Origin of the sequence: Rhizobium ruizarguesonis, from assembly GCF_017357285.1 — a bacterium.
Taxonomy (GTDB): Bacteria; Pseudomonadota; Alphaproteobacteria; order Rhizobiales; family Rhizobiaceae; genus Rhizobium; species Rhizobium ruizarguesonis.
The window spans coordinates 806,686-830,359 of sequence record NZ_CP071678.1 but is presented as its reverse complement, the minus strand read 5'-3'; the positions used below and the strand labels follow the sequence as shown (position 1 = coordinate 830,359).

19 protein-coding genes are annotated in these 23,674 nt (G+C 62.0%); 9 read left to right on the top strand and 10 right to left on the bottom strand.

Features of this window, described 5'->3' with window-relative positions:
- Positions 1 to 4 precede the first annotated feature (4 nt).
- The 4 genes from J3P73_RS04030 to J3P73_RS04015 form a co-directional block, all read right to left on the bottom strand.
- Entirely contained in the window at positions 5 to 2,281 is a 2,277-nt protein-coding gene (locus J3P73_RS04030; protein ID WP_130690829.1) for a chemotaxis protein CheA, read from the bottom strand.
- Positions 2,282 to 2,298: 17 nt separating this feature from the next.
- On the bottom strand, positions 2,299 to 2,664 hold the full coding sequence (cheY1, locus tag J3P73_RS04025; protein ID WP_003545492.1) for a chemotaxis response regulator CheY1: 366 nt from the start codon (positions 2,662 to 2,664) through the stop codon (positions 2,299 to 2,301).
- Positions 2,661 to 2,957, bottom strand: a complete 297-nt coding sequence (locus J3P73_RS04020; RefSeq protein ID WP_003545491.1) for an STAS domain-containing protein — start codon at positions 2,955 to 2,957, stop codon at positions 2,661 to 2,663. Before J3P73_RS04020 ends, cheY1 begins: the two co-directional genes overlap by 4 nt.
- A 63-nt stretch (positions 2,958 to 3,020) precedes the next feature.
- Positions 3,021 to 4,655 carry a globin-coupled sensor protein gene (locus tag J3P73_RS04015; RefSeq protein ID WP_130719654.1) on the bottom strand — a complete coding sequence of 545 codons (1,635 nt, stop codon included), beginning with the start codon at positions 4,653 to 4,655 and terminating at the stop codon, positions 3,021 to 3,023.
- 728 nt (positions 4,656 to 5,383) lie between these two features.
- Between J3P73_RS04015 and J3P73_RS04010 the strand changes: the two genes are divergently transcribed.
- Entirely contained in the window at positions 5,384 to 6,826 is a 1,443-nt protein-coding gene (locus J3P73_RS04010) for an ArnT family glycosyltransferase (RefSeq protein WP_024320950.1), read from the top strand.
- A 51-nt stretch (positions 6,827 to 6,877) separates the two neighbouring features.
- Here the strand turns inward: J3P73_RS04010 and J3P73_RS04005 are convergent, their stop codons facing one another.
- The gene (locus tag J3P73_RS04005; protein ID WP_017990271.1) at positions 6,878 to 7,177 is read right to left on the bottom strand and encodes a helix-turn-helix transcriptional regulator; all 300 of its coding nucleotides are present in this window, start codon (positions 7,175 to 7,177) and stop codon (positions 6,878 to 6,880) included.
- A gap of 34 nt (positions 7,178 to 7,211) precedes the next feature.
- Here J3P73_RS04005 and ybaL point away from each other — a divergent pair, with 34 nt between their 5' ends.
- The 4 genes from ybaL to J3P73_RS03985 all read left to right on the top strand — a co-directional run bounded on the left by ybaL (position 7,212) and on the right by J3P73_RS03985 (position 13,076).
- Entirely contained in the window at positions 7,212 to 9,032 is a 1,821-nt protein-coding gene (gene ybaL, locus J3P73_RS04000) for a YbaL family putative K(+) efflux transporter (RefSeq protein WP_018072548.1), read from the top strand.
- A 54-nt stretch (positions 9,033 to 9,086) separates the two neighbouring features.
- On the top strand, positions 9,087 to 9,467 hold the full coding sequence (locus tag J3P73_RS03995; protein WP_024320951.1) for a hypothetical protein: 381 nt from the start codon (positions 9,087 to 9,089) through the stop codon (positions 9,465 to 9,467).
- Between the two features lie 83 nt (positions 9,468 to 9,550).
- Complete coding sequence (gene secD, locus J3P73_RS03990; protein WP_018072546.1) at positions 9,551 to 12,097, top strand: protein translocase subunit SecD; 2,547 nt, start codon at positions 9,551 to 9,553, stop codon at positions 12,095 to 12,097.
- A 262-nt stretch (positions 12,098 to 12,359) separates the two neighbouring features.
- Entirely contained in the window at positions 12,360 to 13,076 is a 717-nt protein-coding gene (locus tag J3P73_RS03985; protein ID WP_018072545.1) for a sensor histidine kinase, read from the top strand.
- A gap of 3 nt (positions 13,077 to 13,079) precedes the next feature.
- Here the strand turns inward: J3P73_RS03985 and J3P73_RS03980 are convergent, their stop codons facing one another.
- The 3 genes from J3P73_RS03980 to J3P73_RS03970 all read right to left on the bottom strand — a co-directional run bounded on the left by J3P73_RS03980 (position 13,080) and on the right by J3P73_RS03970 (position 15,110).
- Positions 13,080 to 13,517 (bottom strand): response regulator, encoded by a 438-nt coding sequence (locus tag J3P73_RS03980; RefSeq protein WP_018072544.1) that lies wholly within the window; start codon positions 13,515 to 13,517, stop codon positions 13,080 to 13,082.
- Positions 13,518 to 13,547: 30 nt separating this feature from the next.
- The gene (locus tag J3P73_RS03975; RefSeq protein ID WP_018072543.1) at positions 13,548 to 14,252 is read right to left on the bottom strand and encodes a helix-turn-helix transcriptional regulator; all 705 of its coding nucleotides are present in this window, start codon (positions 14,250 to 14,252) and stop codon (positions 13,548 to 13,550) included.
- A 480-nt stretch (positions 14,253 to 14,732) separates the two neighbouring features.
- Positions 14,733 to 15,110 (bottom strand): response regulator, encoded by a 378-nt coding sequence (locus J3P73_RS03970; protein ID WP_130716703.1) that lies wholly within the window; start codon positions 15,108 to 15,110, stop codon positions 14,733 to 14,735.
- A 28-nt stretch (positions 15,111 to 15,138) separates the two neighbouring features.
- On the opposite strand from J3P73_RS03970, the gene J3P73_RS03965 reads away from it, so the two are divergent.
- From J3P73_RS03965 to J3P73_RS03950, 4 genes are read left to right on the top strand one after another with little or no spacing between them, the layout of a single operon-like run.
- Positions 15,139 to 17,442 (top strand): sensor histidine kinase, encoded by a 2,304-nt coding sequence (locus J3P73_RS03965; RefSeq protein WP_197726819.1) that lies wholly within the window; start codon positions 15,139 to 15,141, stop codon positions 17,440 to 17,442.
- The gene (locus tag J3P73_RS03960) at positions 17,429 to 17,854 is read left to right on the top strand and encodes a response regulator (protein WP_018072540.1); all 426 of its coding nucleotides are present in this window, start codon (positions 17,429 to 17,431) and stop codon (positions 17,852 to 17,854) included. Before J3P73_RS03965 ends, J3P73_RS03960 begins: the two co-directional genes overlap by 14 nt.
- A gap of 4 nt (positions 17,855 to 17,858) precedes the next feature.
- Entirely contained in the window at positions 17,859 to 19,454 is a 1,596-nt protein-coding gene (locus J3P73_RS03955) for a response regulator (protein WP_130654604.1), read from the top strand.
- A gap of 21 nt (positions 19,455 to 19,475) precedes the next feature.
- Entirely contained in the window at positions 19,476 to 21,095 is a 1,620-nt protein-coding gene (locus J3P73_RS03950; protein WP_174826518.1) for a VOC family protein, read from the top strand.
- 3 nt (positions 21,096 to 21,098) lie between these two features.
- Here J3P73_RS03950 and J3P73_RS03945 read toward each other — a convergent pair whose 3' ends face one another.
- Together J3P73_RS03945 and J3P73_RS03940 are read right to left on the bottom strand one after the other, a co-directional pair.
- The gene (locus tag J3P73_RS03945; RefSeq protein ID WP_130821388.1) at positions 21,099 to 21,992 is read right to left on the bottom strand and encodes a DMT family transporter; all 894 of its coding nucleotides are present in this window, start codon (positions 21,990 to 21,992) and stop codon (positions 21,099 to 21,101) included.
- Between the two features lie 211 nt (positions 21,993 to 22,203).
- Positions 22,204 to 23,655: an FAD/NAD(P)-binding protein gene (locus tag J3P73_RS03940; protein ID WP_207579777.1), complete on the bottom strand. Its 1,452-nt coding sequence runs from the start codon at positions 23,653 to 23,655 to the stop codon at positions 22,204 to 22,206.
- Between the last annotated feature and the right edge of the window lie 19 nt (positions 23,656 to 23,674).

The following is a 23,674-nucleotide window of genomic DNA, read 5'->3' as shown; positions in this document are numbered from 1 at the left end:
TCCCTTATCCCACCGCTGCTAGCGACATTTCCGCTTTGAGCGACTGGCCGCGCGAAGCGCCGACAACCGCATCGACATCGAGGATGAGAGCGACGCGGCCGTCACCGAGAATGGTGGCGGCGGCAATGCCCGGCACATGGGTGTAGTTCGCTTCCAGGCTCTTGATGACCACCTGGCGCTGACCCTGGATGGCATCGACCATCAGAGCGCGCTGGCCGCCGCCTTCGGATTCCACCAGAAGCGCCACGCCCTCGACCGGATTGGCCTGGGTGGCGCGGAAGTTCAGGATGCGGCCGACATCGACCAGCGGGCAGAAGCTGTTGCGGATCGAGATCAGCCGGTGGTTGGCACCGAAGGAGTGGATCGCGGCAGCTTCCGGCTGCAGGGTTTCGACGATCGCGGTCAGCGGCACGACCAGCGTCTGGCCGGCGACGGTGACCACCATGCCGTCGAGGACGGCGAGCGTCAGCGGCAGGCTCATGGTGAAGACCGAGCCGTGGCCAGGCTTCGAGGTGATGTTGATGCGGCCGCCGAGCGCCTGGATCGAGCGCTTGACGACGTCCATGCCAACGCCGCGGCCGGAGATGTCGGAGATCTTGTCGGCCGTCGAGAAACCCGGCAGGAAGATCAGGTTGTCGATTTCCTCGTCCGACAGATTGGAATCGGCCGGGATGAGGTCGTTGTCGATCGCCTTCTGGCGGACCTTCTCGCGGTTGATGCCGGCGCCGTCGTCGGCAAGCTCGATCAGGATGCGTCCCGAACGATGCTTGGCGGTGAGGCGGACCGTGCCTTCGGTGTTCTTGCCGGCGGCTGCACGCTTTTCGGGCGTTTCGATGCCGTGGTCGACGGCATTGCGGATCATGTGGGTCAGCGGCTCGGCCAGCTTGTCGATGACCGTCTTGTCGACTTCAGTGTTTTCACCTTCGGTGATCAGGCGGATCGACTTGCCGGTCATATCGGCGATTTCGCGGACGATACGCGACATGCGCTGGAAGACCGGCTTTACCGGCTGCGCGCGGATCGCCATGACCGAGTCCTGGATCTCGCGGGTGAGCTGCTGCAGCTCCTCGAGGCCCATATTGATCGAGGAGGTGCCGGTCGTGTCATTCTCGATGACGCTCTGCGACAGCATCGCCTGGTTGATGACCAATTCGCCGACGAGGTTGATCAGGCGGTCGACACGGTCGAGATCGACGCGGATCGTCTGGCCGGCGCCAGCGGCATTGTTCTGGGCGGCAGCACTTGCTGCGGCCGCTGCGGCGGCGGCCGATTCCTTCTTCTCGACGCGGGCGGCGACCATCTGCGTGACGTTGGAGGCGGTCTCCGCGGCGGCAACGGCGGCGGCCGTCTCTTCGGCGCGCGCGTCTGAGGCGGAAACCTCTTCCGTTGCGCCCGTTTCGTCCAGGATCGACAGATCGAAGGGAACCGGCACCATCGGCAGTTCGTCGTTGCTGGTCGCGTCGGCCCTTGCTTCTTCGACCGGCTTCACCGTCAGTTCGCAATCCCACTCGGCGAATTCGAAGACGGTGCGAATGGCGTCCTCGCCCTTGTCCGTCTTGATGGTGACGTTCCAGAAGAAATAAGCGCCTTCCGGATCGAGTTCCTCGAGGCCCGGCAGGTCATCCGTGTTGCAATAGATCGTCATTTCACCGAGGCGCGAGAGGTCACGCAGCAGCAGGGTGGCGTCATTGCCCTTGGAATAGAGTTCGTAGCGCGGCTTGAAGATGACTTCATAGGCCGGCATGCCGCCCGCATCGCCCTCGCCGCCAAAATCGTCGAAGGAAAAGGGGACCGGCTGGAAGCCGCTGTCGTCCGTCGGCTTGGGGGTCGGCGCCGGAGCGGCCTTTGCGGCTGCCTTCGGCGCAGGCGCCTCGACTGAGGCCGAGGGAGACGGCATCTCACCGTTGGCCAGCGCCTCGAGCTCCTTGACGAGGCCGCGGCTGCGGCTTTCATCGACACTGCCGCCGTCGCGCGCAGCGTTCGTCAGGTCGGCGAGCACGTCGGCCGACTTCAGCATCACCTTCAGGACATCCTGGTTCGGCTCAAGCTTGTTGGATCGAACGCAATCGAGAGTGGTCTCGAAGACATGGGCGAAGGCCACCAGATCGTCAAGGCCGAAGGCGCCGGCGCCACCCTTGATCGAATGCACGGCACGGAACACCGCATTGACGGTTTCCGGATCGCGATCGCCATCATTCATTTTCAGAAGACCGGATTCCAGCTCGGCGAGCTGTTCCTCGCACTCCTGGAAAAAGATCTCTTTGATTTCGTTCATATCCATAGGAGCAAATCCTGGGTTTAAGCGGTTACACGCTCAATGGCATCGATCAGCTTGGCCGGGTCAAAAGGCTTGACGATCCAGCCCGTGGCACCGGCCTGGCGGGCACGGTTCTTCTTTTCCGCGTCGCTTTCGGTGGTCAGAACCAGGATCGGGATCGCCCGATATTTCTCGTTGCGGCGAACACCTTCGATGAAGCCGAAACCATCGAGGCGCGGCATGTTGATGTCGGTCACGATGACGTCAGGATTGGACTCTTCGAGAACCTCGAGGCCCTCGATGCCGTCTTCCGCCTGGATCGTCTCGAAGCCGGCATTGTTCAGCGTCACGAGAAGCATGTTTCGGATGGTGCGGGAATCATCCACGGTCAGCACTTTTTTCTTCATTGCCGAATCTCCTTGGCAAGCAGGTGGTCAATATTGACGCCAACCAGCTGCATGGTTTTCTGAAATGCGTCGGACACCTTGGAGAAGGTGAACGGCTGCTTGTCCTGCTCCCAGGTCTTCTCGGCGGACATCAGAACCTGGGCGCAAAGAGCACCGATCCGTTCAACGCCGGAAGCGTCTATCGAAAGACCGCTACCCCTGAGAGAGAGGAGTTTATCGCGCAAGGCGGAAGCCTCGTTGAGGTCGAGCACCGCTGTCAAATCCAGCGTCTTGCCACTCTTCTTTGCTGCCATCAGCTTTTCCTTGTCCCCTTATCCCCGGCCCGAGAAGACGAGCTGAGGCGATCATCCGATAGGTTAGTAAACATTCCGCCCACCTCCGACGCTTGCGAAGGGCTGCGGAAGGCCAAAATCGTCATTTTCGTATCCGTCCTCGGTGAGTGCCGGACGGGCGGCGACCTCGATGGCGCGCGGCGGCGTCACGCGAACCGGCGCAGGGCGCCCGGCAGTCGCGTTTTCCCGGGCGATGCGGAATTCGCGAATCGTCTGGCCGAGCTCGAGAATGACGGTGTGGAGGTGGTCGGCGCCTTCAGCCGAACGCTCCGCAAGGCCGGCACTGTCCGCCACCTCGCCACCCAGGCCCTTGACGTCTGATGTCACGCTGTCGAGGCTTGCGGCATGTTCGCCGGTTCGGGTGGCGATGCCGGCGATGGCGGCGTTGATGTCGGTGACCTGACGTACGATGCTGCCGATCGAATCCTGTGTGCGGCCGACCATCTGCACGCCGGCATCGACCTGCGCCTTGGTCGTCGTCACCAGCGTCTTGATCTCGCGGGCGGCCTCGGCCGAGCGCTGGGCAAGGGCGCGGACTTCCTGGGCGACGACGGCAAAACCGCGGCCGGAATCCCCGGCGCGAGCAGCTTCGATGCCGGCATTCAGCGCCAGGAGATTGGTCTGGAAGGCGATCTCGTCGATCGCACCGATGATCTGGCCGATCTTTTCGGCCGACTGCTCGATATCGGCCATGGCGCTGATCGCGCGGCCGACGACCTCGCCGCTTTCCTCGACCGCAGCGCGCGTCGTGGCGGCCGCTTGTTCGGCAGCGCGGCTGTCGGCGGCGCCATGGCGGACGCTACCGGCGATGCCGGCAAGGGCCGCGGCGGAAAGCTGCAGCCGGTCGGCCTGGCCAGAAGCCGTGCCAGCAAACTGCCGCGACAGACCGGCAAGCGAGCCCGTCGCCGCTTCGGCCTTGACCGTGCGCTCGGTGATGGCGGTGAACTCGGCCTGGAGGCCATCCAACGCACCGTTCAGCGCGACGGCGATCCCGCCATAGGCGCCGTCGCCGTCGAGGGGCGCGCGTCGCGTCAGGTCGCGTGCGGACAGGCCTTCGATGACATCGCCGAAGATCCGGGCGATCTCGGCCTCGTTGTCGGCGCGCTGATCGGCGAGCGCGCGCTGCTCCCCGGCGCGCAGCGCATTGAAGCGGAGCGAGACGGCAATTTCCACATCGACCATGACGATGCGGATGATCGCTGTCATCAGATCGGAGATTTCGCGGGTCCGGCGTTTGGCCGACGGCAGCAGCGGACGGCCGGCGATCTGCTCGGCAAGGCCGGAAACGACATGTTCCAGCATGACGCCATGGCCGGCCACGTGCCAGCGCGGGTCGAGGCCCATCTTGCTTTCAGTATCGGAGAGAACCTTGACGCGCTCGGCATAGAGGCTGTCGAACCGCGCATCCGTCAGCACGTCCCAATGCGAGGACTGCAGATCGTGCAGGCGCTCGACCTGGCGCTCGCTCTCGAAATTGCGCGAGGCGTCGGGGAATGACTGGAACCTGTGGAAGAGATCCCTGAGGCCTGCCTTCAGATGTGCTTCGAGGGCCGGCCGGTTGCGGCGCACCAGCTCGCACTGGTCGGCATCGAGACCGGCAAAGCGCAGACGGTCGCGCAAGCTGCCTGCCTGCGCGCCACGAGCCTGATCTGATGGCATGTCCTGCCTCAACGCCTGTCCCCAACCACTTTCCGGGCGAACGCCCGGCCAAAAACTTGCGCAGCATCCGTTGAACGCGAAGCGTTGAGACGGTCCTCACCACCGGTTACAACCGGCGGATCGAGCCCCCTGATCAGCTATGTTTCGGAGCTGTCTGAAGAGATGGATACCGGATCAACCCGGTACGGCGGGACGGCGTCATGCCTGGTGGGAACGAGTGCATCTTCCCATTCCGACGTGTAAACCAATGTTTATGGTTAATTCCTTGCTTGAAGGTTAATAAGCCTTTCGCGGTGCAGGCTTTTGAAGCAATTCAAGGCCGTTCACAACAAATACTGCTGCGGAGTTGCACGGCTGCTACAAGGCACACGCAAGCTCCGTGTTATATGCCGGTCGATAACCAAGACATGACGTCGACAAGGACAGAGCAATGATTGTTCTCGGATTGGGTTCCTGCTTGATTGCAATGACGCTGCTTGCCGCCGTCGCCCGTCTCGATTTTCTCGCTGCAAACCGCGATCTCCGCGCACTTCGGGTGTTCTAAAGCGCGTCGCGATCTTTCAGAAACGCTCTTCGCGCTTTAGATTTTTACATTTACGCATGTCGGTACCGCAGCTGCACAGTTTTGCGCGACATGCTTTAGACTGATCTCCACCCTTCCCCGTTGGCAGTCCGGCACCTTTGGTGTATCGCACTCGCGCCTTTCATGTCAGCGGAACTATCGGTTCATGTCCCCCAGATCTGGTCTCCTCATCGTTCTTGGCTTCACGCTCTGGCGCGTCGTCACGCTCAATTTCGATGCGACGGACCTTTTCGTCGACGAGGCGCAGTACTGGTTCTGGTCGCAGAATCTCGATCTCGGCTATTATTCCAAGCCGCCAATGATTGCCTGGGTGATCCGGGCGATGACCGAGCTTTCCGGCTCCAACGCCATCTATTGGATCAGGCTGCTCGGACCGCTGATCCACATGGCGGCGGCACTGGTGCTGATGAAGACGGCAAAACGTTTCGTCGGGCCGGAGATCGAAGGCTGGACGGGCGCCACCTACATCACGCTCCCCGGCGTCGCGCTTTCTTCGGTGTTCTTCTCGACCGACGTGATCCTGCTATTCTTCATCGCGATCGCGCTGCTTGCCTATTTCGGCCTGACGCAGCGACGCTCGGTCGGGCTGGCGCTCGTCATGGGCCTTAGCGTCGGCCTCGCCTTCCTGACGAAATATGCCGTGCTGTTCGTCGTTCCGGGCGGCGCGCTTGCCCTCCTCCTCATTCCGGCGGCACGCATCGCCATCCGGGATTTCATCATCGCGGTCGCGGTCGCGGCGGTCGTCGCCTTGCCGAACCTCTGGTGGAACCTGCAGCACGACAACACAACGGTGCGGCATACGCAGGATATTGCCCATTGGAGCGAACTCGGTATCAGTGTCCGCCGCGGGCTTGAATTTTTCTCCGCCCAGTTCGGCGTCGTCGGGCCGATCATCTTCTTTGCAATGCTCTGGGCGGTCTATCGCATGATCAAGGGTAGGAGCGACGATCGGGAAAAGATGCTGGTCTGGCTGTCGATGCCGGTGGTGGTGCTGATCACGCTGCAGGCAACGGTCGCCAAGGCCTATGCCAACTGGGCGGTCACTGCCTATGTCGCAGGCACCATCCTTGCCGTCTGGCTGCTTTACCGGATGTGGCCGAAGGGGCTCAGGTTGTCGCTGACCATCAACGGCATCGCCAGCCTGCTCTTTCCGCTGGCGACGATCTTTCCGCATCAGTTGCTGCTGCCGAACGGCGACGCGCTGATGAAGCGCTATCTCGGCCGTGCCGAAGTCAGCCGCGAGGCGGCCGCTCTCGCAGCTCAGGCGGGCACGGACATCATCGTCACCGACAATCGCGACATGGTCGCCGATCTTTTCTATACGCTCCGCGATACATCCTACCGGATCTATGCGCGGGCGCCCGCAGGCCTTCCGGAGAGCTATTACGAGCAGGAATTCGCTCTGCCGGCCGACATCACCGGCAAGGTGGTTTTCCTGACGGACGGACCCTTCACCTGCGCCACCGAGACGCCCGAGGTACTGAAGAACTGGCAGCCGACGGAAGGCAACTACAAGGGCAAGGCGCTTTCAGCCTACAAGGTCTCTGCCGCCTGCCTGGCGCCTGAGCCGGTTCAGCCTGCCCGATGACAGAGCCACGCGTCTTTTCGAGAGACGCAGAGGGCACTGTAACCCTTTGAATTATGCAGTGGGCAGGCAGAGGCCGGTGCCCGCCCCTTCGATCTCCACGAATTTGACGCCCCCTTCCTCGAAGGCGAGGCGCAGCTGCGCCTCCGTCGCGCGATGGATGTCGTGGTGCCGGCCTTCATAATCGCGGATGGTGCTGCGCGAGACGGCGGCCCTCTCGGCAAGATCGGTCTGGGTCCAGTCGAGCAGGCCACGCGCCGCGCGACAGAGAGCAGGAGTGAGAATTGTTTCCCTTGCGCCTTGACCCATGATTTCAAGTTGCCCATATTGGTCGATATAAACCATATATGTCATATTACGAACGGGATTTCCAGATCGGGAGACAGCGATGCCACACGACACGCCCTTGATTTCGACAATCGTCGGCGGCCTCGTGCTGGCTTTCATTTTCGGCGCCTTCGCCCATCGACTGCGGATGCCGCCGCTCGTCGGTTATCTCATAGCCGGTGTGCTTGTGGGGCCACATACGCCAGGTTATGTGGCGGATCAGAACCTTGCGCCGGAGTTGGCCGAAATCGGTGTCATCCTGCTGATGTTCGGCGTCGGGCTGCATTTCTCCCTGAAAGACCTGCTGTCGGTGCGTGGCATCGCCGTGCCCGGCGCGATCGTGCAGATCGCCTTTGCGACACTGCTCGGCTGGGGGCTCGGCGCCTTCATGGGCTGGCCGACCGGCGGCAGCCTGGTCTTCGGCCTGGCGCTCTCGGTCGCCTCAACCGTGGTGCTCTTGAAAGCGCTGCAGGAGCGGCGTCTCGTCGAGACCGAGCGCGGCAGGATCGCCGTCGGCTGGCTGATCGTCGAGGATCTCGCCATGGTGCTGGCGCTGGTGCTGATCCCGGCCGCAGCCAGCATCGGCGGTGAGGGTCACGCTCCTGTCGAACCGCTCTCGGCCGGGTTGAACCGCCTGTTCGGCCTCGATCTCGGCATCGGCGGCATGATCGCCATGACGCTGGTGAAGGTGGCGCTGTTCGTGGCACTGATGCTTGTTTTCGGCCGCAAGCTCATTCCATGGACGATGCACCGCATCGCCCATACCGGTTCGCGCGAGCTCTTCCGGCTCGGCGTGCTGGCGATCGCGCTCGGCGTCGCCTTCGGCGCGGCGAAGCTCTTCGGCGTGTCGCTGGCGCTCGGCGCCTTCTTCGCCGGCATGGTGCTTGCCGAAAGCGAGCTCAGCCATCGGGCCGCGCAGGAAAGCCTGCCGCTGCGCGACGCCTTTGCCGTGCTGTTCTTCGTCTCGGTCGGGATGCTGTTCGATCCGAACATCCTGATCGACAGGCCGCTGCCGATCCTTGCCACCATCTTCATCATCGTTATCGGCAAGTCCGTCGCAGCCTTGCTGATCGTGCTTGCCTTCAAGAAGCCGCTCGGCACGGCGCTGACGATTTCGGCCAGCCTCGGCCAGATCGGCGAATTCTCCTTCATCCTCGCCGCCCTCGGCGTCGAACTCGGGCTGCTGCCGGAGGAAGGCCGCGATCTGATTCTTGCCGGCGCCATCATCTCGATCATCCTCAATCCGCTGCTGTTCTTCCTCTGCGACCGCATGCGGCCGCTGCTGGATGGTGCAAAGCGCGAAGACGTCGTGGCGGACCCTGCTCCCGATGCAGATGCGATAGCAGCGCAGGAGGAGATGCCGCCTGAAGACGACGAGGTGCACCCGACCGCCCTCAGTGGCCACGCCATTCTCGTCGGCTACGGGCGGGTTGGCAGCATCGTCGGACAGAATCTCAAGTCGTCGGCCACGCCCTTCCTGGTCATCGAGGATTCCGACAAGCGCATCGGCGAGCTGAAGGCGCAGGGTATCGAAACTCTGGCGGGCAATGCGGTGATGCGGGAAACGCTCGACCTTGCCAATCTTTCCGGCGCCCGCAGCATTGCCATCGCCATCCCCAACGCCTTCGAGGCCTGCCGCATCGCCGAGCAGGCGCGTAGCGTCAATCCATCGATCCTCATCGTCGCCCGCGCCCATTCCGACGCCGAGGTCGATGAGTTGACGCACTATGGCGCCGACACTGTCATCATGGGCGAACGCGAAATCGCGCTGGGCATGGTTGACCGGCTCGCCCAAGTGCATCATGAGAGTGTGCCCTATGAAGACAGGCATGGGCCTGATACAATTATGCCGACGGATGACCCTCCGCCGGAAAGAGAATGAGAGATTGGCGCGCTTTTGAGCCGATACGGGAGTGACATCGCCGGGACGGAGAAGATGGAGCTGGACCAGCGCCGTCTGACGAGCCGTATCGCCGCCTCCCTCCTCGTCGCCATCCTTGCCTATCTCGGCCTGCTTTTCGGCGGCAACCTGGTGATCTCGCCGGCCGCCGCCGTCAATACGCTTTCCTCTTCCGGTCGAGATCCGCAGCCGCCGCAGCTGACTGCGCGTGATGCCGTGCGCGGGCTGCTTGCCACGGAGCGCAAGCTTGCACCGAAGCAGGCGGCGCATGACGCCGGACCGCTTGCCCTTGCCGCCGCCCCGGTTGTCGATTTTTCCGGCTGGACCATGGCCGCGCCTTTTCCGGCATTTGAAGCTTCGCTTCATGCCGCAGTCTCCAGGACCTATCAGCCGCGCGCACCGCCGGTCGCTGCCTGACGCTCGCGCCGATCGGCGCTTCCGACCATTGACGACATGCCGCCAGCGCCCGAGCGCCGGCCCTCGATATCAAGGAATACAACATGCGTACTTCACGATGGCTGGTGGTCACCTATACGGTGATCATCCTACTCGGCCTATTGATCGCCCTGCCGAACGTCCTGCCGCAATCCGTCCTCCAGCGCGTGCCGGCCTGGCTGCCGCATGAGCAGGTGTCACTCGGCCTCGACCTTCGCGGCGGTTCGCACCTCGTTCTGGAAGTCGACGAAGCCGACCTGACCAAGGAGCGGCTGCAGTCGCTGCTTCAGGACGCGCGGCGCGTGCTGCGCGAAAAGGGCATCCAGCCGAAAGCCGTGGTCCGCAGCCAGAACCAGATCGTCGTGACGCTTGCCGATGCCGCGCAGAGCGATGCTGCCGTCACCGAACTCAAGACGCTTGCCAACCCGATCAGCACCGGCCTCAGCGCCGGCCAGTCGGATCTGGCCGTCACTGCGAACGGCGCCACCATCACCGTCGGCTTCTCGCCGGCCGGCATCTCCGCCAATGTCGACAATGCCGTCCAGCAAAGCCTTGAAGTCATCCGCCAGCGCGTCGACCAGGTCGGCGTCTCCGAGCCGACCATCCAGCGCATCGGCGCCAATCGCGTGCTCGTCCAGCTTCCGGGCGCGCAGGATCCGTCACGCCTGCGCGAACTGCTCGGCTCCACCGCCAAGATGTCGTTCCACATGCTGTCGCCGAACAATGCGCCCGGACCCGGCGTGACCATGCTGAAGGACGATGAAGGCAGGTCGTATCCGGTCCTCGACCGCGTCGAAATCTCCGGCGACCGCCTTTCGGATGCCCGCGTCAGCTTCGACTCGAACACGCATGAGCCGATCGTCAGCTTCCGCTTCGACAGCGCCGGCGCCAGCCGCTTTGCCGAGATCACCCGCCAGAACGTCGGCAATCCCTTCGCCATCGTCCTCGACGACAAGGTGCTGAGCGCGCCTGTTATCCGCGAGCCGATCACCGGCGGTTCAGGCCAGATCTCCGGCAGTTTCTCGGCCGATAGCGCCACGACGCTGGCCGCCATGTTGCGCGCCGGCGCCCTGCCCGCGAAGCTGACGGTCATCGAAGAGCGCACCGTCGGCGCCGACCTCGGAGCCGATGCCATCAAGATGGGCATTTATTCCGGCATCGTCGGCTTTGTGCTCGTCGCAGCCTTCATCTTCGTTCTCTATGGCACCTGGGGCTTCCTGGCGAATATCGCGCTGTTGATCCACACGATCCTGACCTTCTCGGCGCTAACGCTGGTTGGTGCGACGCTGACGCTACCGGGCATTGCCGGTGTCGTTCTCGGCATCGGCCTTGCGGTCGACGCGAACGTTCTCATCAACGAGCGCATCCGCGAAGAAACGCGCAAGGGAAGGAGCGCCTTCGCCGCCATCGACACCGGCTTCCGCCGTGCCTATTCGACCATTATCGACGGCAACATGACGGCCCTGATCGCTGCGGCCATCCTGTTCTTTTTCGGCTCCGGACCGGTTCGCGGCTTTGCCGTGACCATGGCGCTCGGCCTGATCATCTCGATGTTCACATCGGTCGCCTTCGTGCGTGTCGCGATGATCGAGATCACCCGCCGCAGCAAGCTCAAGGTGCTGAACATCCGGCCGTTGATCCCGTTCAGCCCCTATGACAAGCACATCCAGTTCATGAAGGCGCGCTTCTTCGGCATCGCCGTTTCGGCGCTGCTTTCGATTGCCTCCGTCGTGCTCTTCATTCATCCGGGCCTCAACTACGGCGTCGATTTCCGCGGCGGCATCCAGATGGCCGTCAGGACCACCGGCCCGGCCGATCTCGGGACGTTCCGTGAAGGCTTGAACACGCTTGGTCTCGGCGAAATCTCGCTGCAGTCCTTCGGCGACAAGAACAGCATTCTCGTTCGCGCTCAACGGCAGGAAGGCGGCGAAGAGGCACAGACGGCAGCGGTAACCAAGCTGAAGGCCGAAGTCGCCAAGATCGATCCGACCGCCACCATCGAAGGCACCGACGTCATCGGTCCGAAGGTCAGCGGCGAGCTTGCCTGGGCCGGTATCCTGTCGGTGGTGATCGCAAGCTTCGCGATGCTCATCTACATCTGGGTGCGGTTCGAATGGCCGTTTGCCGTCGGCGCCATCGTCACGCTGGTGCTCGATGTCACCAAGGCGATCGGCTTCTTCGCGATCACCGGCCTCGACTTCAATTTGACGGCTATCGCCGCCATCCTGACGCTCGTCGGTTACTCGGTGAACGACAAAGTCGTCGTCTATGACCGCATGCGCGAAAACATGCGGCTCTATAAGTCGATGCCGCTGCGCGAAATCATCGACAAGTCGATCAACGAGACCCTGGCGCGAAGCCTTTACACCAATGCGACGGCCTTCCTCGCGCTGGTGCCGATGGCGATCTGGGGCGGTAGTGCTGTCTCGAGCTTCGCGATCCCGATGGTCTTCGGCATTCTCGTGGCCGGCGCCTCGTCGATCTTCATCGCGGCACCCATCCTGCTCTTCCTCGGCGACTGGCGCCGCCGCCATGCCAAGGCAGCGGCAACCGATACGGCAGTCGAGATCATCCCCCCGGAACAGGGTCGCCCGCGCAAGTCCGCGAGCTAGCGCATAACCCCGAAAATCGGAATCGATTTTCGGCAAGGATTATACGCAATTCAAAGTGATAGAGCGTCCTTTGCGCGTCTCAAAAGACGCGCGGCGCTCTATTCCGTTTTTAACGCATCCTTGAAGAGGGCGCCGGTTGCAGAGCCGGCGCCCTCTTTCTATTGTCGGCTGCTGCATTATGTGCCAATTCAACGTGTTACAGCGTCCTTTGCGCGCCTGAAAAGACGCGCGGCGCTGCAATTGAGATCGGGGAAACCGCTAGATGTCATCCAACCCGACAAGACCGCCGGAAACCACCGTTGCCGGAGACAGCGAGGAGCGCATCAAGCGTTTTCTCGCGACCGCTTCGCACGACCTGCAATCACCGCTCCGCCATATCGCCATGTATGCCGAGTTGCTGCTCGATGATCTCGAGGAGACGCTCGACGGCGAACAGCTTCAGAGCCTCCGGATGATCCTGGAAAAGGCGCAGACGGCGCAGCGGCTCACCAAGGCGTTGATGAGCCTTGCCGGCGGCACACCTCAGGTGACGCCTGAAGAGGTCGATCTGCAGGCGCTGGCCGAAAATGTCTGGGGCGAACTGACCGACGAGGCGGCCGTCCGTGAGGCAACGCTTGAAAGCGACGGCCTGCCTTCCATCCGGACCGACCCTGCCCTCTTCGGTCTGGTGCTGCGGCATCTTTTGACCAATGCCCTCACCTATCGCAGCGAAGCGTCGCCGCATGTCGCCATTGCCGCGGAGCGCGAGGGGACGGACTGGTTCATCCGGATTTCCGACAATGGGACGGGCATCGATCCGGCTTATCGGGAGCGAATATTCGAGCCGTTCTGGAAATTGCCGAAGGCGGGAGCGGTCCAGGGCGCTGGTCTCGGATTGACGACGGCGCGGGAGTTTCTAACGGCGCTTGGCGGCGATATCAGCCTTGAACATTCGGATGCGAGCGGCAGCTGTTTCATCATCCGCCTTCCCATCGCTTGATGGTTAGATGCTGTAATCGTCCTTCCAGAAATCCGGAACGTCATAGGTTACATATTCGCGGATGATGTGCTGCAGCGTCTGGGCATCGATTTCGTCCTTGCCGATGCGGAAATCGACGCCGTAATCCGGGAATTCCTGAAAATAGCCACCCGATATATCGGTCGAGACGACGCCGATCGGGCCGGTGTAACCGATGCCGCGCAACTCCGGCACCGTTTCGCGGAAATCGGCATTTGGCAGCAGGCGGTTGTCGAGCAGGATGAGATCGAAGCGCGCCAAGCGGATCTTTTCCAGCGCGTCACCGATCGATGGCGAATATTCAACCTCGACGGCCGGCTCGGAGAGATCGGCGATCTTCTTCTTGAGCGCGCGGAATTCGATGAATTCGTCATCGACAAAGAGAACTTTGACGGTGTTCCTCCGGCTCGTTTCGGTGATCATCGTCTCATTTCCCCAATCCCGAAACCATCTTCACGAAACCAAACCATTCCTCAAGGCGATCGCCACCATATGAACGCGGTTGACAGCGTCAAGTTTGCGCGCGGCCGCGGTGATGTGCGAATTGACCGTATGTTCGGAGAGACCGAGAATGATGGCGATTTCCGCCGACGTCTTGCCTTCGCTCGTCCATTTGACGATTTCCGATTCGCGCTGGGTCAGCCGTCCGGACATTTCCGGCGTCAGGATTTCCTCGTAGAGCTTGTCGAAAATGCGCATGGCGTCGAGAAGCATGTCGGCGATCTCACTCTGATCCGGCTCCGGACGCTCGCCGCTGAGCACGAGGCAGTATCGCCGCCCTTCCGGCGTAAACAGCGGGATGAAGAGAAAGACGCCACCCAGGAATTCGTTGAAAACAAGATCGGACGGATAAACTTCCGGCTGTGCGCTCCTGCCATGGACCGGCGTTGCCAGGAACTGGGCGGTCTTTGCCCGGACGGTTCCCAGCGCTTCCTTCAACGTCGTGATGAAAAGGCCGACACGCCGGTCGGCGACATTGGTGATGACGATATCGCGTTCACCGAAAGGGGCCGAAGCCTCGGAAATGCGGGCAAGCGCGAAATTGTCGAAGTTGTAATGCTGCGCCGCCGACTTCAGCAGGCGGAAAAAATCGGTGCGGTTGATCGCCCGGCTAAGCTCCGGTCCGGCATGAAAGGGAATTGCCGGGGCATTGCTCATTCCCACTCTTCCTCTCCTCCCGCCGATACCTCTAATCCCGAAATCTTGGGATATACGTCTTAAACGCGAAGAGCTACAAAAATTGCGAGACGGTTGATGAGAGATATCGAAAACGGGGACTTTCGATATGTAAGGCGGAAATCATCAATTATCTCAACGACAGGTGATGCACGGGCAGATTTTACTGAGGGGCAGTAGTTCTTACCTGGGTATCGTATTCTTCCTGCATTCAACATCCATGAATGCGAGAAGGCAGTGCCAGACGTAAGCGCGAGAGAGCCGAAGACCCATTCAGCTAAGGGGTTGGCTGATGTTCGTGGCGGCGAACGCGGGTTGATCGGTTCTCTCAGCGCTTATTTTTGCGTTCCATATTCTTCGCTCCGGTTGCATCTTGTGATGCGTCCTCGACCTTGTCAATTGCGGTTTGTCATATGGCTTGGACGAATGAGAGAGAATAGGTCATACGGCTCTCGCCGTTTTCTACATCTCAAGATTGAGAATGATCGTGGCAAGGTCAAGTGGCTTTTCCAGATAGACATCGGCGCCGGCATCGAGTGAGCGTGCGCGGTCCTCGGCAGCATCCGATCCGCTGCAGATAGCAAGCCGCATCGCCTTGAAACGATCATCCAGGCGCAACCGAGTGATGAGGCTGATGCCGCTGTCGAGTGGCATGTAGAGATCGGCGACCAGCAGGTCAGGCGGGGCCTTGCCTTCCGCCGCGCGCGTCTCCAGCGCCTCCAGCGCCATTCCGGCCGTGGAGAAACAGAATAGATCGACGTCAATCTGCTGCTTTCTGCAGATATAGTCGAGATAGAAGAGGTCATCCTTACTGTCGTCAACATAAAATAGGGTGGTCATCTAGCACCGTAATTTGGATATTGTTCGAATGAACCTCGCTGTCCTTCGACATCACCATATCGCGGTTCCACTGAAATTCGATATACCTTATCGCAGATCATTTCGCAAAAAGCATGGCACCGCCCTGCCTTGCCTATTGAGTATTCCTCGATTTCGGAAAAGATGGCCGCGCGAACCGAAGGAGGACACACGGGTGCAGGATCAGGGCAACGTGGACCTGCAGGACCAGCCAAGGCGGCACTACCGTGCCTTTGCGATTGCGGTCGGCTTCATGATGTTCCTTCTCGGCGTGACTGCCCTTGCCGGCTGGCTGCTGCAGGTCGAGATTGTCATTTCGCTGGTTCCCGGCTTTCCGTCGATGGCCTTCAACACCGCGCTCTGCTTCGTGCTTTCCGGCGTGGGGCTTGCCGCCTCGACACTGGCGGCCCGCCGTTTTCGCATAACGGCAACGATCACGGCGGGGCTTGCGGCGGCGATCGCTGCGGCCCGGCTCGTGGAAATCGTCACAATCGGGCGGACTTTTCACAATGTCGACATGTTGATCACGCGTTTCCTGGTTCCGCCCGATTTCATCGCCAAGATCGGCGGCGGCATGGGGCCGAACACCGCTTTGGTCTTCCTGATCGCCAATCTTTCGGTACTGCTCTCGCTCCACGTGGAGAAGAAAAGCCAGGTCGTGCAGGAACTGACGAGCTATGTCGTTATCACGCTCGGCATGATCGCGCTGGCCGGCTATGTCACCGATGCCGAACAGGGTTACCGCTGGGGACCCTATGCGGCGATGGCGCTGCATACGGCGATCGGCATTGTGATCTTCGGCTCGGGGCTTCTCGCCCGCTCCTGGTGGATGCAGCCGACAAACCGGGCACAGATCCCGCTGTGGATCCCGGCTGCAGTCTGCTTCACCGGCATTCTCGTCGATCTCTACACGCCGCTGGGTGTCGCCAACGGCATTCTCTATGTGCCGCTGGTGTTGACGGCGCTCTGGTTCGGCAACAGAAATGCGCCGCTTTTCTTCGCCTTTGCCTGCACCGTGCTCCTGATGCTCGGCTTTTTCGCCGTCAGGCACGACGAAGCGGCGTTCTGGCAGGAGATCGCCAACCGCACTATTACAGCTGCCACGCTCTGGCTGATCGCGCTTCTCGTCTTCTATTTCATGCGCAACAATTATAACCTGGAAAGCGAGCGCGTCCGCTTCGGCGCGCTGGTGCGTGGCACCCCTGATGCCGTCGTCGTCATCGACGAGCGTGGAACGATCAAGAATTTCAATCCGGCGGCTGAAAGCATGTTCGGTTACTCCCTGCAGGAGACGATCGGCCGGAACATCAAGATGCTGATGCCCGAACCCTACCATTCCGAGCACGACGGCTATCTCGGCCATTACCGGCAGACCGGCGAGGAGCGCATCATCGGCAAGACGCGCATGGTCTCCGGGCGACGCAAGAACGGCATCGTCTTTCCGATCGATGTTTCCATCAGCGCCGTCGTCACCGGCCATACAAAGACCTTCGTCGGTATCGTGCGCGACATCAGCGAGCGCGTCCGGCAGGAAGAACGGATGAAAACGACGCTTTCCCAGCTCGAGGCTTATACGGCCGAGCTCGAGCGCAGCAACCACGACCTCGATGAATTCGCCTATATCGCCTCGCATGACCTCAAGGAACCGCTACGCGGCCTGCACAACCATTCCCGCTTCCTCTTGGAGGACTATGAAGACAAGCTCGACCAGGACGGCGTGCGCCGGCTGAACCGGCTCGTGCGCCTCAGCCAGCGCATGGAGAAACTCGTCAACGACCTTCTTTATTTCTCTCGGCTCGGGCGGCAGCAACTGGCGGTCAAACGCACCGATATCGGCCTGATCGTCAAGGATGTCGTCGCGACGATGGAGCTGTTGCTGGAGGAGCGGCATGCCAAGGTCATCATCGACGGCCGGCTGCCGGAGGTGGTCTGCGACGCGCCGCGGCTGACCGAAGTGTTCCGCAATCTCATCACCAATGCGATCAAATACAACGACAAGCCGGCGCCGCTCGTCTCGATCGGTTACCTCGATCGGTTCGTCGGTCAGGACGGCACGGTTGCCCGCAACGTGTTTTTCGTTAAGGATAACGGCAAGGGCATTCCGCAGGAATTCCACGAGGATATTTTCCGCATTTTCAAGCGGCTGGAAAAGTCGCAGGATTCCGACGACGGCACCGGAGCAGGCCTTACCTTCGTCCGCAAGATCATCGCGCGGCACAATGGCGATATCTGGCTGGAATCCGAGGTCGGCACCGGCACGACATTTTATTTCACCCTGGGAAAAAAGCGCGAGGGGCAGAATGCAGCAGCGTGACACGCAACCGATCCTGATCGTCGAGGACAGCGAGGACGATTTCGAAGCGACGATGCGCGCCTTCAAACGCACCAACCTGCGCAACTCGATCCGCTGGGCGGCCTCCGGTCAGGAAGCGCTCGACATGCTCGGCTCGATGGTGCCGAAACCGGGACTGATCCTGCTCGATCTCAACATGCCGGGCCTTGACGGCCGCAAGACGCTGGAGGCGATCAAGTCGAACGCCGGCTGGCGCAAGATCCCGGTGGTGATCCTCACGACCTCCGACGACGAGCGCGATATCGAAGGCTGCTATGCGCTCGGCGCCAATACCTATGTGCAGAAGCCGGTCGATCTCGACGGGCTCTTCGCCGCGATCCAGCGGCTGAAGGAATACTGGTTCGAAATCGCGATCCTGCCGCTCGAGGACTGACAGATTGGCGGAACACTGCTCCATTCTCATCATCGACGACAACATCGACGATCGCGAGGTCTATCGCCGCATACTGGGCCGCGTTTCCAGCACCGCCTATACCGTCGTGGAGGCGGAGACGGGCGAAGAGGGCCTTGCACTGAACGGCCGGAAACGGCCGGACTGCATCCTGCTCGACTATTCGCTGCCGGGTCGCGACGGGCTCGGCGTTCTTGCCGATATCCTGGAGAGTGATCCCGCCGCCAACGTCATCATGCTGACCGGCCAGGGCAACGAAACCGTCGCCGTCGAGGTGATGAAGAGCGGAGCGCGCGACTATCTGACAAAGGATTCGCTTTCGCCTGAAACACTGCATCGCTGCATCCAGAATGCCATCATGCACGGCATGCTGGAAGCAAAGCTGGAGCAGAAGCGGCAATCGCTTGAGATCTTCACCCGCGCCATGGCCCATGATTTGAAAGAGCCGCTCCGGACGATCAAATCCTTCAGCCGCATCCTGCACGGTTCTGCCGCGCTTCCAGCCGAAGACCGGGAATTGCTCGATTACGTGCTCAGCGCCGCCGACCATATGGAAGACCTGATCGTCAAGGTCTCGGGTTTCACCAAGCTCGAGGCCTACGGCGGGCTGGAGCTCAGGCCGGTCTCGCTATCTGATGTGCTCGACCAGGTGGAGGACAATCTGCGTCAGCAGACCGAAAGCCGCGGCGCCGTCATCATCCGCGGGGCGCTGCCGGAGGTCATGGGCGATGCGACGCTGCTGACCCAGCTCCTGCAGAACCTGGTGTCGAATGCCATCCGCTACTGCGAGCAGAAGGTTCCGGAGATCAGCATCACAGGCGAAGCGCAGGGCGATATCTGCCGCCTCACCGTGCGTGACAACGGGCCTGGCATCGATCCTGAGCATCGCGAGCTGATCTTCCAGCCGTTCAAGCGCCTCGTCGGCCGCGGCATCGAAGGCACCGGGCTCGGCCTTGCCATCTGCCGCCGCATCGCGCAGATGCATGGCGGCTCTATCTGGTGCGAGGCAGAAAATGGGCCGGGCGCCACCTTCATTCTCGAAGTGCCGCTCGCCGAGACTAGGTCCACGCCGCCTGCCGCATCGGCCATCCCGCACAGCGCCAGGCCGGCGGAGCAGCCAGGCGAAGGTTCGGGTAGGCTCGCCGAAGTGCTGCTGGTGGAAGACAGCCCGGCCGACATCCAGATTCTGAAGATCAAGCTGATGCGGCGGGAGAAGGTGAATTTCAACCTGCATGTCGCCACCAACGGACGCGAGGCAATGCGGCTGCTCGAAGAACGCGCTGGCATCGCCGATGTGCCGCAGATCGACTTGATGCTGCTCGACATCAACATGCCGATCATGGACGGCTTCGAGGTGCTGCATGCGCTTTCAGCCGACGTCCGCCTCAAGCAAATTCCCGTCTGCATTCTCAGCACGTCAAGCGACGAGAGCGACATGCGACGGGCCAGAAATCTCGGCGCGCGCGCCTATATGGTCAAGCCGCCAACCTTGCAGCAACTGGAAGAGGCACTCGAAGATGTCGAACATTTGGAGTTGTTGCAGCGCGGCGATTCGCTTGCGCTTTGTGCGGAACAAAACTAAGCGATCGTCATTGGCAACGGTATGACCTTCGCAGCTCTCATACTCGCGCTCCTGACGACGCCGCTTCAATCAGGACTGCTCTCGATGGTATCAGGCATACATCACGTCACGGCCGTCACCCGAAAGGTGCAGGCGAACGTGGACTTCTACGCGGGATTTCTCGGTATGCGGCTCGTCAAGCAGACAGCCGGTTACGAGGACGCGACCCAACTTCATCTTTTCTATGGCGATGCGGCAGGGACACCAGGGTCGCTCCTGACCTTCCTCGCCTGGGAAGATGGTGCGCCCGGCCGGGCCGGCTATGGCCAGATCAGCGAAATATCGCTGTCGATCGACCCCGCCAGCATCGGCTACTGGCTGACGCGCGCGATGAGCTTCGGCCTGCGCTCGGAGGGACCAGCCGACGAATTCGGCGAGCCTGTCCTGCGGCTGAAGGACCCTGACAACATCATCCTCAAGCTCGCAGGCGCAAAGAACCTGGTATCGCCGGCCGCCTGGGACGGTGCCTCGATCCCGGTCGAGCATGCCATCCAGCGGGTGCGCGGCGCGACCATGCTGACGGAGAAGCCCGCCGCAAGCCGCAGCTTCCTTGAGAGCCATTTTGGTTACCGTTTCCAGGCCAGCCGCGGCACGATCGACAGGCTGGTTTCGCAATCCGGCGACATCATCGACGTGCGCGATGCGCGCGGCTTCTGGTCCGGCGCGCCGGGCACCGGCACGGTCGATCACGTCGCCTTCCGCGCCGCCGACGAGGAGACGCTGCTTTCGGTGCGCAAGGCGCTGGAAGCGACTGACGCGTCACCGACCAACATGCACGACCGCAAATATTTCCGCTCGCTCTACGCTCGCGAGCCCGGCGGCACGCTGGTGGAGCTCGCGACCGACAAACCCGGCATGACCGTGGACGAAGAGCACGCCGCCCTCGGGGGCAAGCTCTTCGCGCCACCCGAAGCCATCACCAATCTCCATGACCTGAAGGTGATGCTGCCGCAATTTTCAATGCCCGGCCAGCCGCGCATCAATTATCGCGAGCTGCCATTCGTCCATCGCTTCTATACGCCCCCCGACCCAGACGGCAGCGTCTTCGTGCTCCTGCACGGATCCGGCGGCAATGAGACGACGCTGATGCCGCTCTTGAACAAGGTGGCGCCGCGGGCAACGCTGCTCGGCGTGCGCGGCCGGGCGACGGAGGAAGGTTTTCCGCGCTGGTACAAGCGCATTACCCCCTTCTCCTTCGACCAGAACGACATCAAGACCGAGGCGGAAGCCTTTGCGGCCTTCATCGAGGGGGCCGTCAAATCCTACGGGCTCGACCCTCAGAAAGTCGTCTATGTCGGCTACTCCAATGGCGCCAACCTTTTGAACTCGCTGCTCTACCTGCATCCGAACCTGGTTCATAAGGCGGTGCTGCTGCGCTCCATGCCTGTTCTCAGCGACTTTCCGCATGCCGATCTGAAGGGCACGGACCTGCTCGTCATCAGCGGCAAGACGGATGCCTACGGCAAATATGCGAGCGAGTTGGAAGAGAGGCTGAAGAGTTCGGGCGCCACCGTCGATTCCGACGTCATCGCCGGCGGCCACGATCTCGGCGATGCCGACGTGCCGATCATCCAGAAATGGCTGCTGCAGGAAAATCGCTGACGATCAGCCGCGGCGGGCAACCATGATGCCGGCAAGCACGACGGCGCCGCCGAGCGCCTGCATCGTCCCGATCGCCTCGTTGAGCAGCGCCCAGGCGAGGATGGCCGCGACGACCGGCTGCAGCAGCAGTGTCAGCGAGGAAAAGGCCGCCGGCAGATAGGCGAGCGCATAGGTGATCGCCACCTGCCCGCCGGCATGGCTGATAAAGGCGAGGCCGAAGACGATCGACCAGCCATAGACGGTCGCGGGCAGCATGTGACCTTCGTAGAAGAAGCCGACCGGAAAGATGAAGGCGGCAGCCGATGCCGTGCTCCACAACATGATGCGGATCGTATCGAAGCGGCTGCGCAGCCTGCCGATCGCAAGGATGTAGCAGGCATAGAAGAAGGCGGCGATCATCGCGATGCCGTCGCCGCTGAGGTCGCCATTGCCGACGGCTGCTGGTCCGCCCTTCAGAACGACGACGCCTGACAGCGCCAGGACAAGCCCGAGCAGGAAGACGCGGCTGATCCTCGCGCTGAAAAAGGCGAAGGAGATCAGCGTGACGAAAACTGGTGCGAGGTTGGCAAGCAGCGTCGCATTGGCGACCGACGTCATAGTGAGCGAAAGGTGCCAGGCGCCGAGGTCGAGCGCCAACATGACGCCTGGGAGAATGAGCATGGCATAGTCGGAAAGGCTTTGCGGCTTCGGTCCCGCATCCTTCTTCATGAACGAGACGATGACGATCGGGATCAACGCCAGCGCCACGCGCCAGAAGGCCGTCGCCATCGGGCCGACTTCGGACAGCCTGACGAAGATCGGCGAGCCGCCGATTGCCGCCCCGCCGAGAAGGAGCGCCGCAAGGGCGAAACGATTGGAAGGCGAGGCTTCGGAAAGGGTGGAGGCAGCCTGCGACATGGTCTCGATATTTCTGCTCGCCCGAACGGCGGGCCGGCGGGAGATTACAGCGCCGCGCGTCTTTTCAGACGCGCCAAGGACGCTGTAACACTTTAAATTGCTGCATAATTTTATCCTTAAATCGATTCCGATTTAAGGAATTATGCAGTGCCGAGTGACTATCAGAAGTCGATCACCGGGGACAGTCGAAGAGCGACATATTGGTGGAAAATCAGGCAGGATGCCTATTCGTCGCGCTCGTCCGTAGCTTTTCGGCGATCTCGCCGGCGACGAAAAAGGCATGCTCGGTCACCTGCGGCAGTCCCATCAGCTCGCCGAATGTGCCGCGCGCCAGCGGGCCGGAGATCAGCAGCGAAGGATCTGCCTTTCCCGTCGGGCCGATCGCCTCGGAACGATCGGTGCAGGCAAGGCCGAGGCCTGTGGGATCAAGCGACAGGTGGTCGCTTGCCGCAAGTGCCGCGAGCCAGGACTGGGTTTCGAGAATACCTCCATGCGCCGGGCCGGTGGTGACGACGACGGCGTCATAGCGCCGCTCCAACGGCTGGCGCAGATGACGCGGCTGCAGGGTGCAAAGAATGAACTCGCCTTCAATGCTCGCATCGGCGACCGAGCCGGCCAGGATATCGAGGCGGCCGGAGGCAATCGCCGCGTCGAGCACGGCCTCGACCTGCGGGGCGATACGGAAACGGTGGACATCCCAATAGGGACGCAGATGGCGGACGAGGCGGCGTCGTTCGGCAACCGGCAGCGCCTGCCAGAGATCGTATCCCTGCGCCCGCACCTGGTCGATCACGCCATGCCAGCTTATGCCCTCCGCCTTCGCCGCTTTTATCGCAGTGCGAATCCCTGTCAGCAGCGACACGGCGGAATGGGTCGCATCGGAGACGAAATCGCCGAAGAGCTGCTGCGGCACCGGCGCATGCCCGCGAGACCGCAGCCCGCGGCGCGAGATCGCCGTTACCGGACCGTCATGCCCGCGCTCAGCAAGCGAGGCAATGACATCAGCGGCCGTCAGGCCGTTGCCGATGACCAGCACCTGGTCATGCGGGCGGATCACGTCGAGCGCGCCGGGCTTGGTGGTATCGGCGACGAAACGGGGATGGGCCGCAAGCCGGCTCGCAAGCTGGCCGGGGGCTGCCGGCGGCGGATGGCTGGTGGCGATCGCGACGATATCGGCCTCCGTCACGCCGCCTCTGTCGTCGAGGATCGACCAGCGGCCGGCACGGCGCTCGACACCGGTCACTGCGGCGCGGCAATGACGCACTGCACCGTCTTCCAGCAACGGCTTCAGCAGGGAGGCGACATAATCGCCGAACAGCTGGCGCCGGGGGAAGAGCAGGCCCTCGGGCTGTTTGGCCTCAGGGTCGTCGGCGACGGCGTCGCGGGCTTCGATCCAGGCCTGGAACTCCCCCAGATCGTCGGGCTGCAGGCTCATCTTGGCGGCTGGAACATTGATGCGGTGGGCCGGATCGGCCGTGTCATAGGCAAGGCCGCGGCCAAGCTCGGCGCGCGGCTCGAAGACCACGATGACAGGGCGCTCGCCGCAGCTGGCTCTCGCGAGATGATAGGCGACGCCGGCGCCGGAGACACCGCCGCCGATGATGGCGACGACGGGCTGTTCAGACGTCGGGAGAGGCTTGGGCTGCATGGTGGCCGGGATCATTGCTTTCGATGCCCGAGCA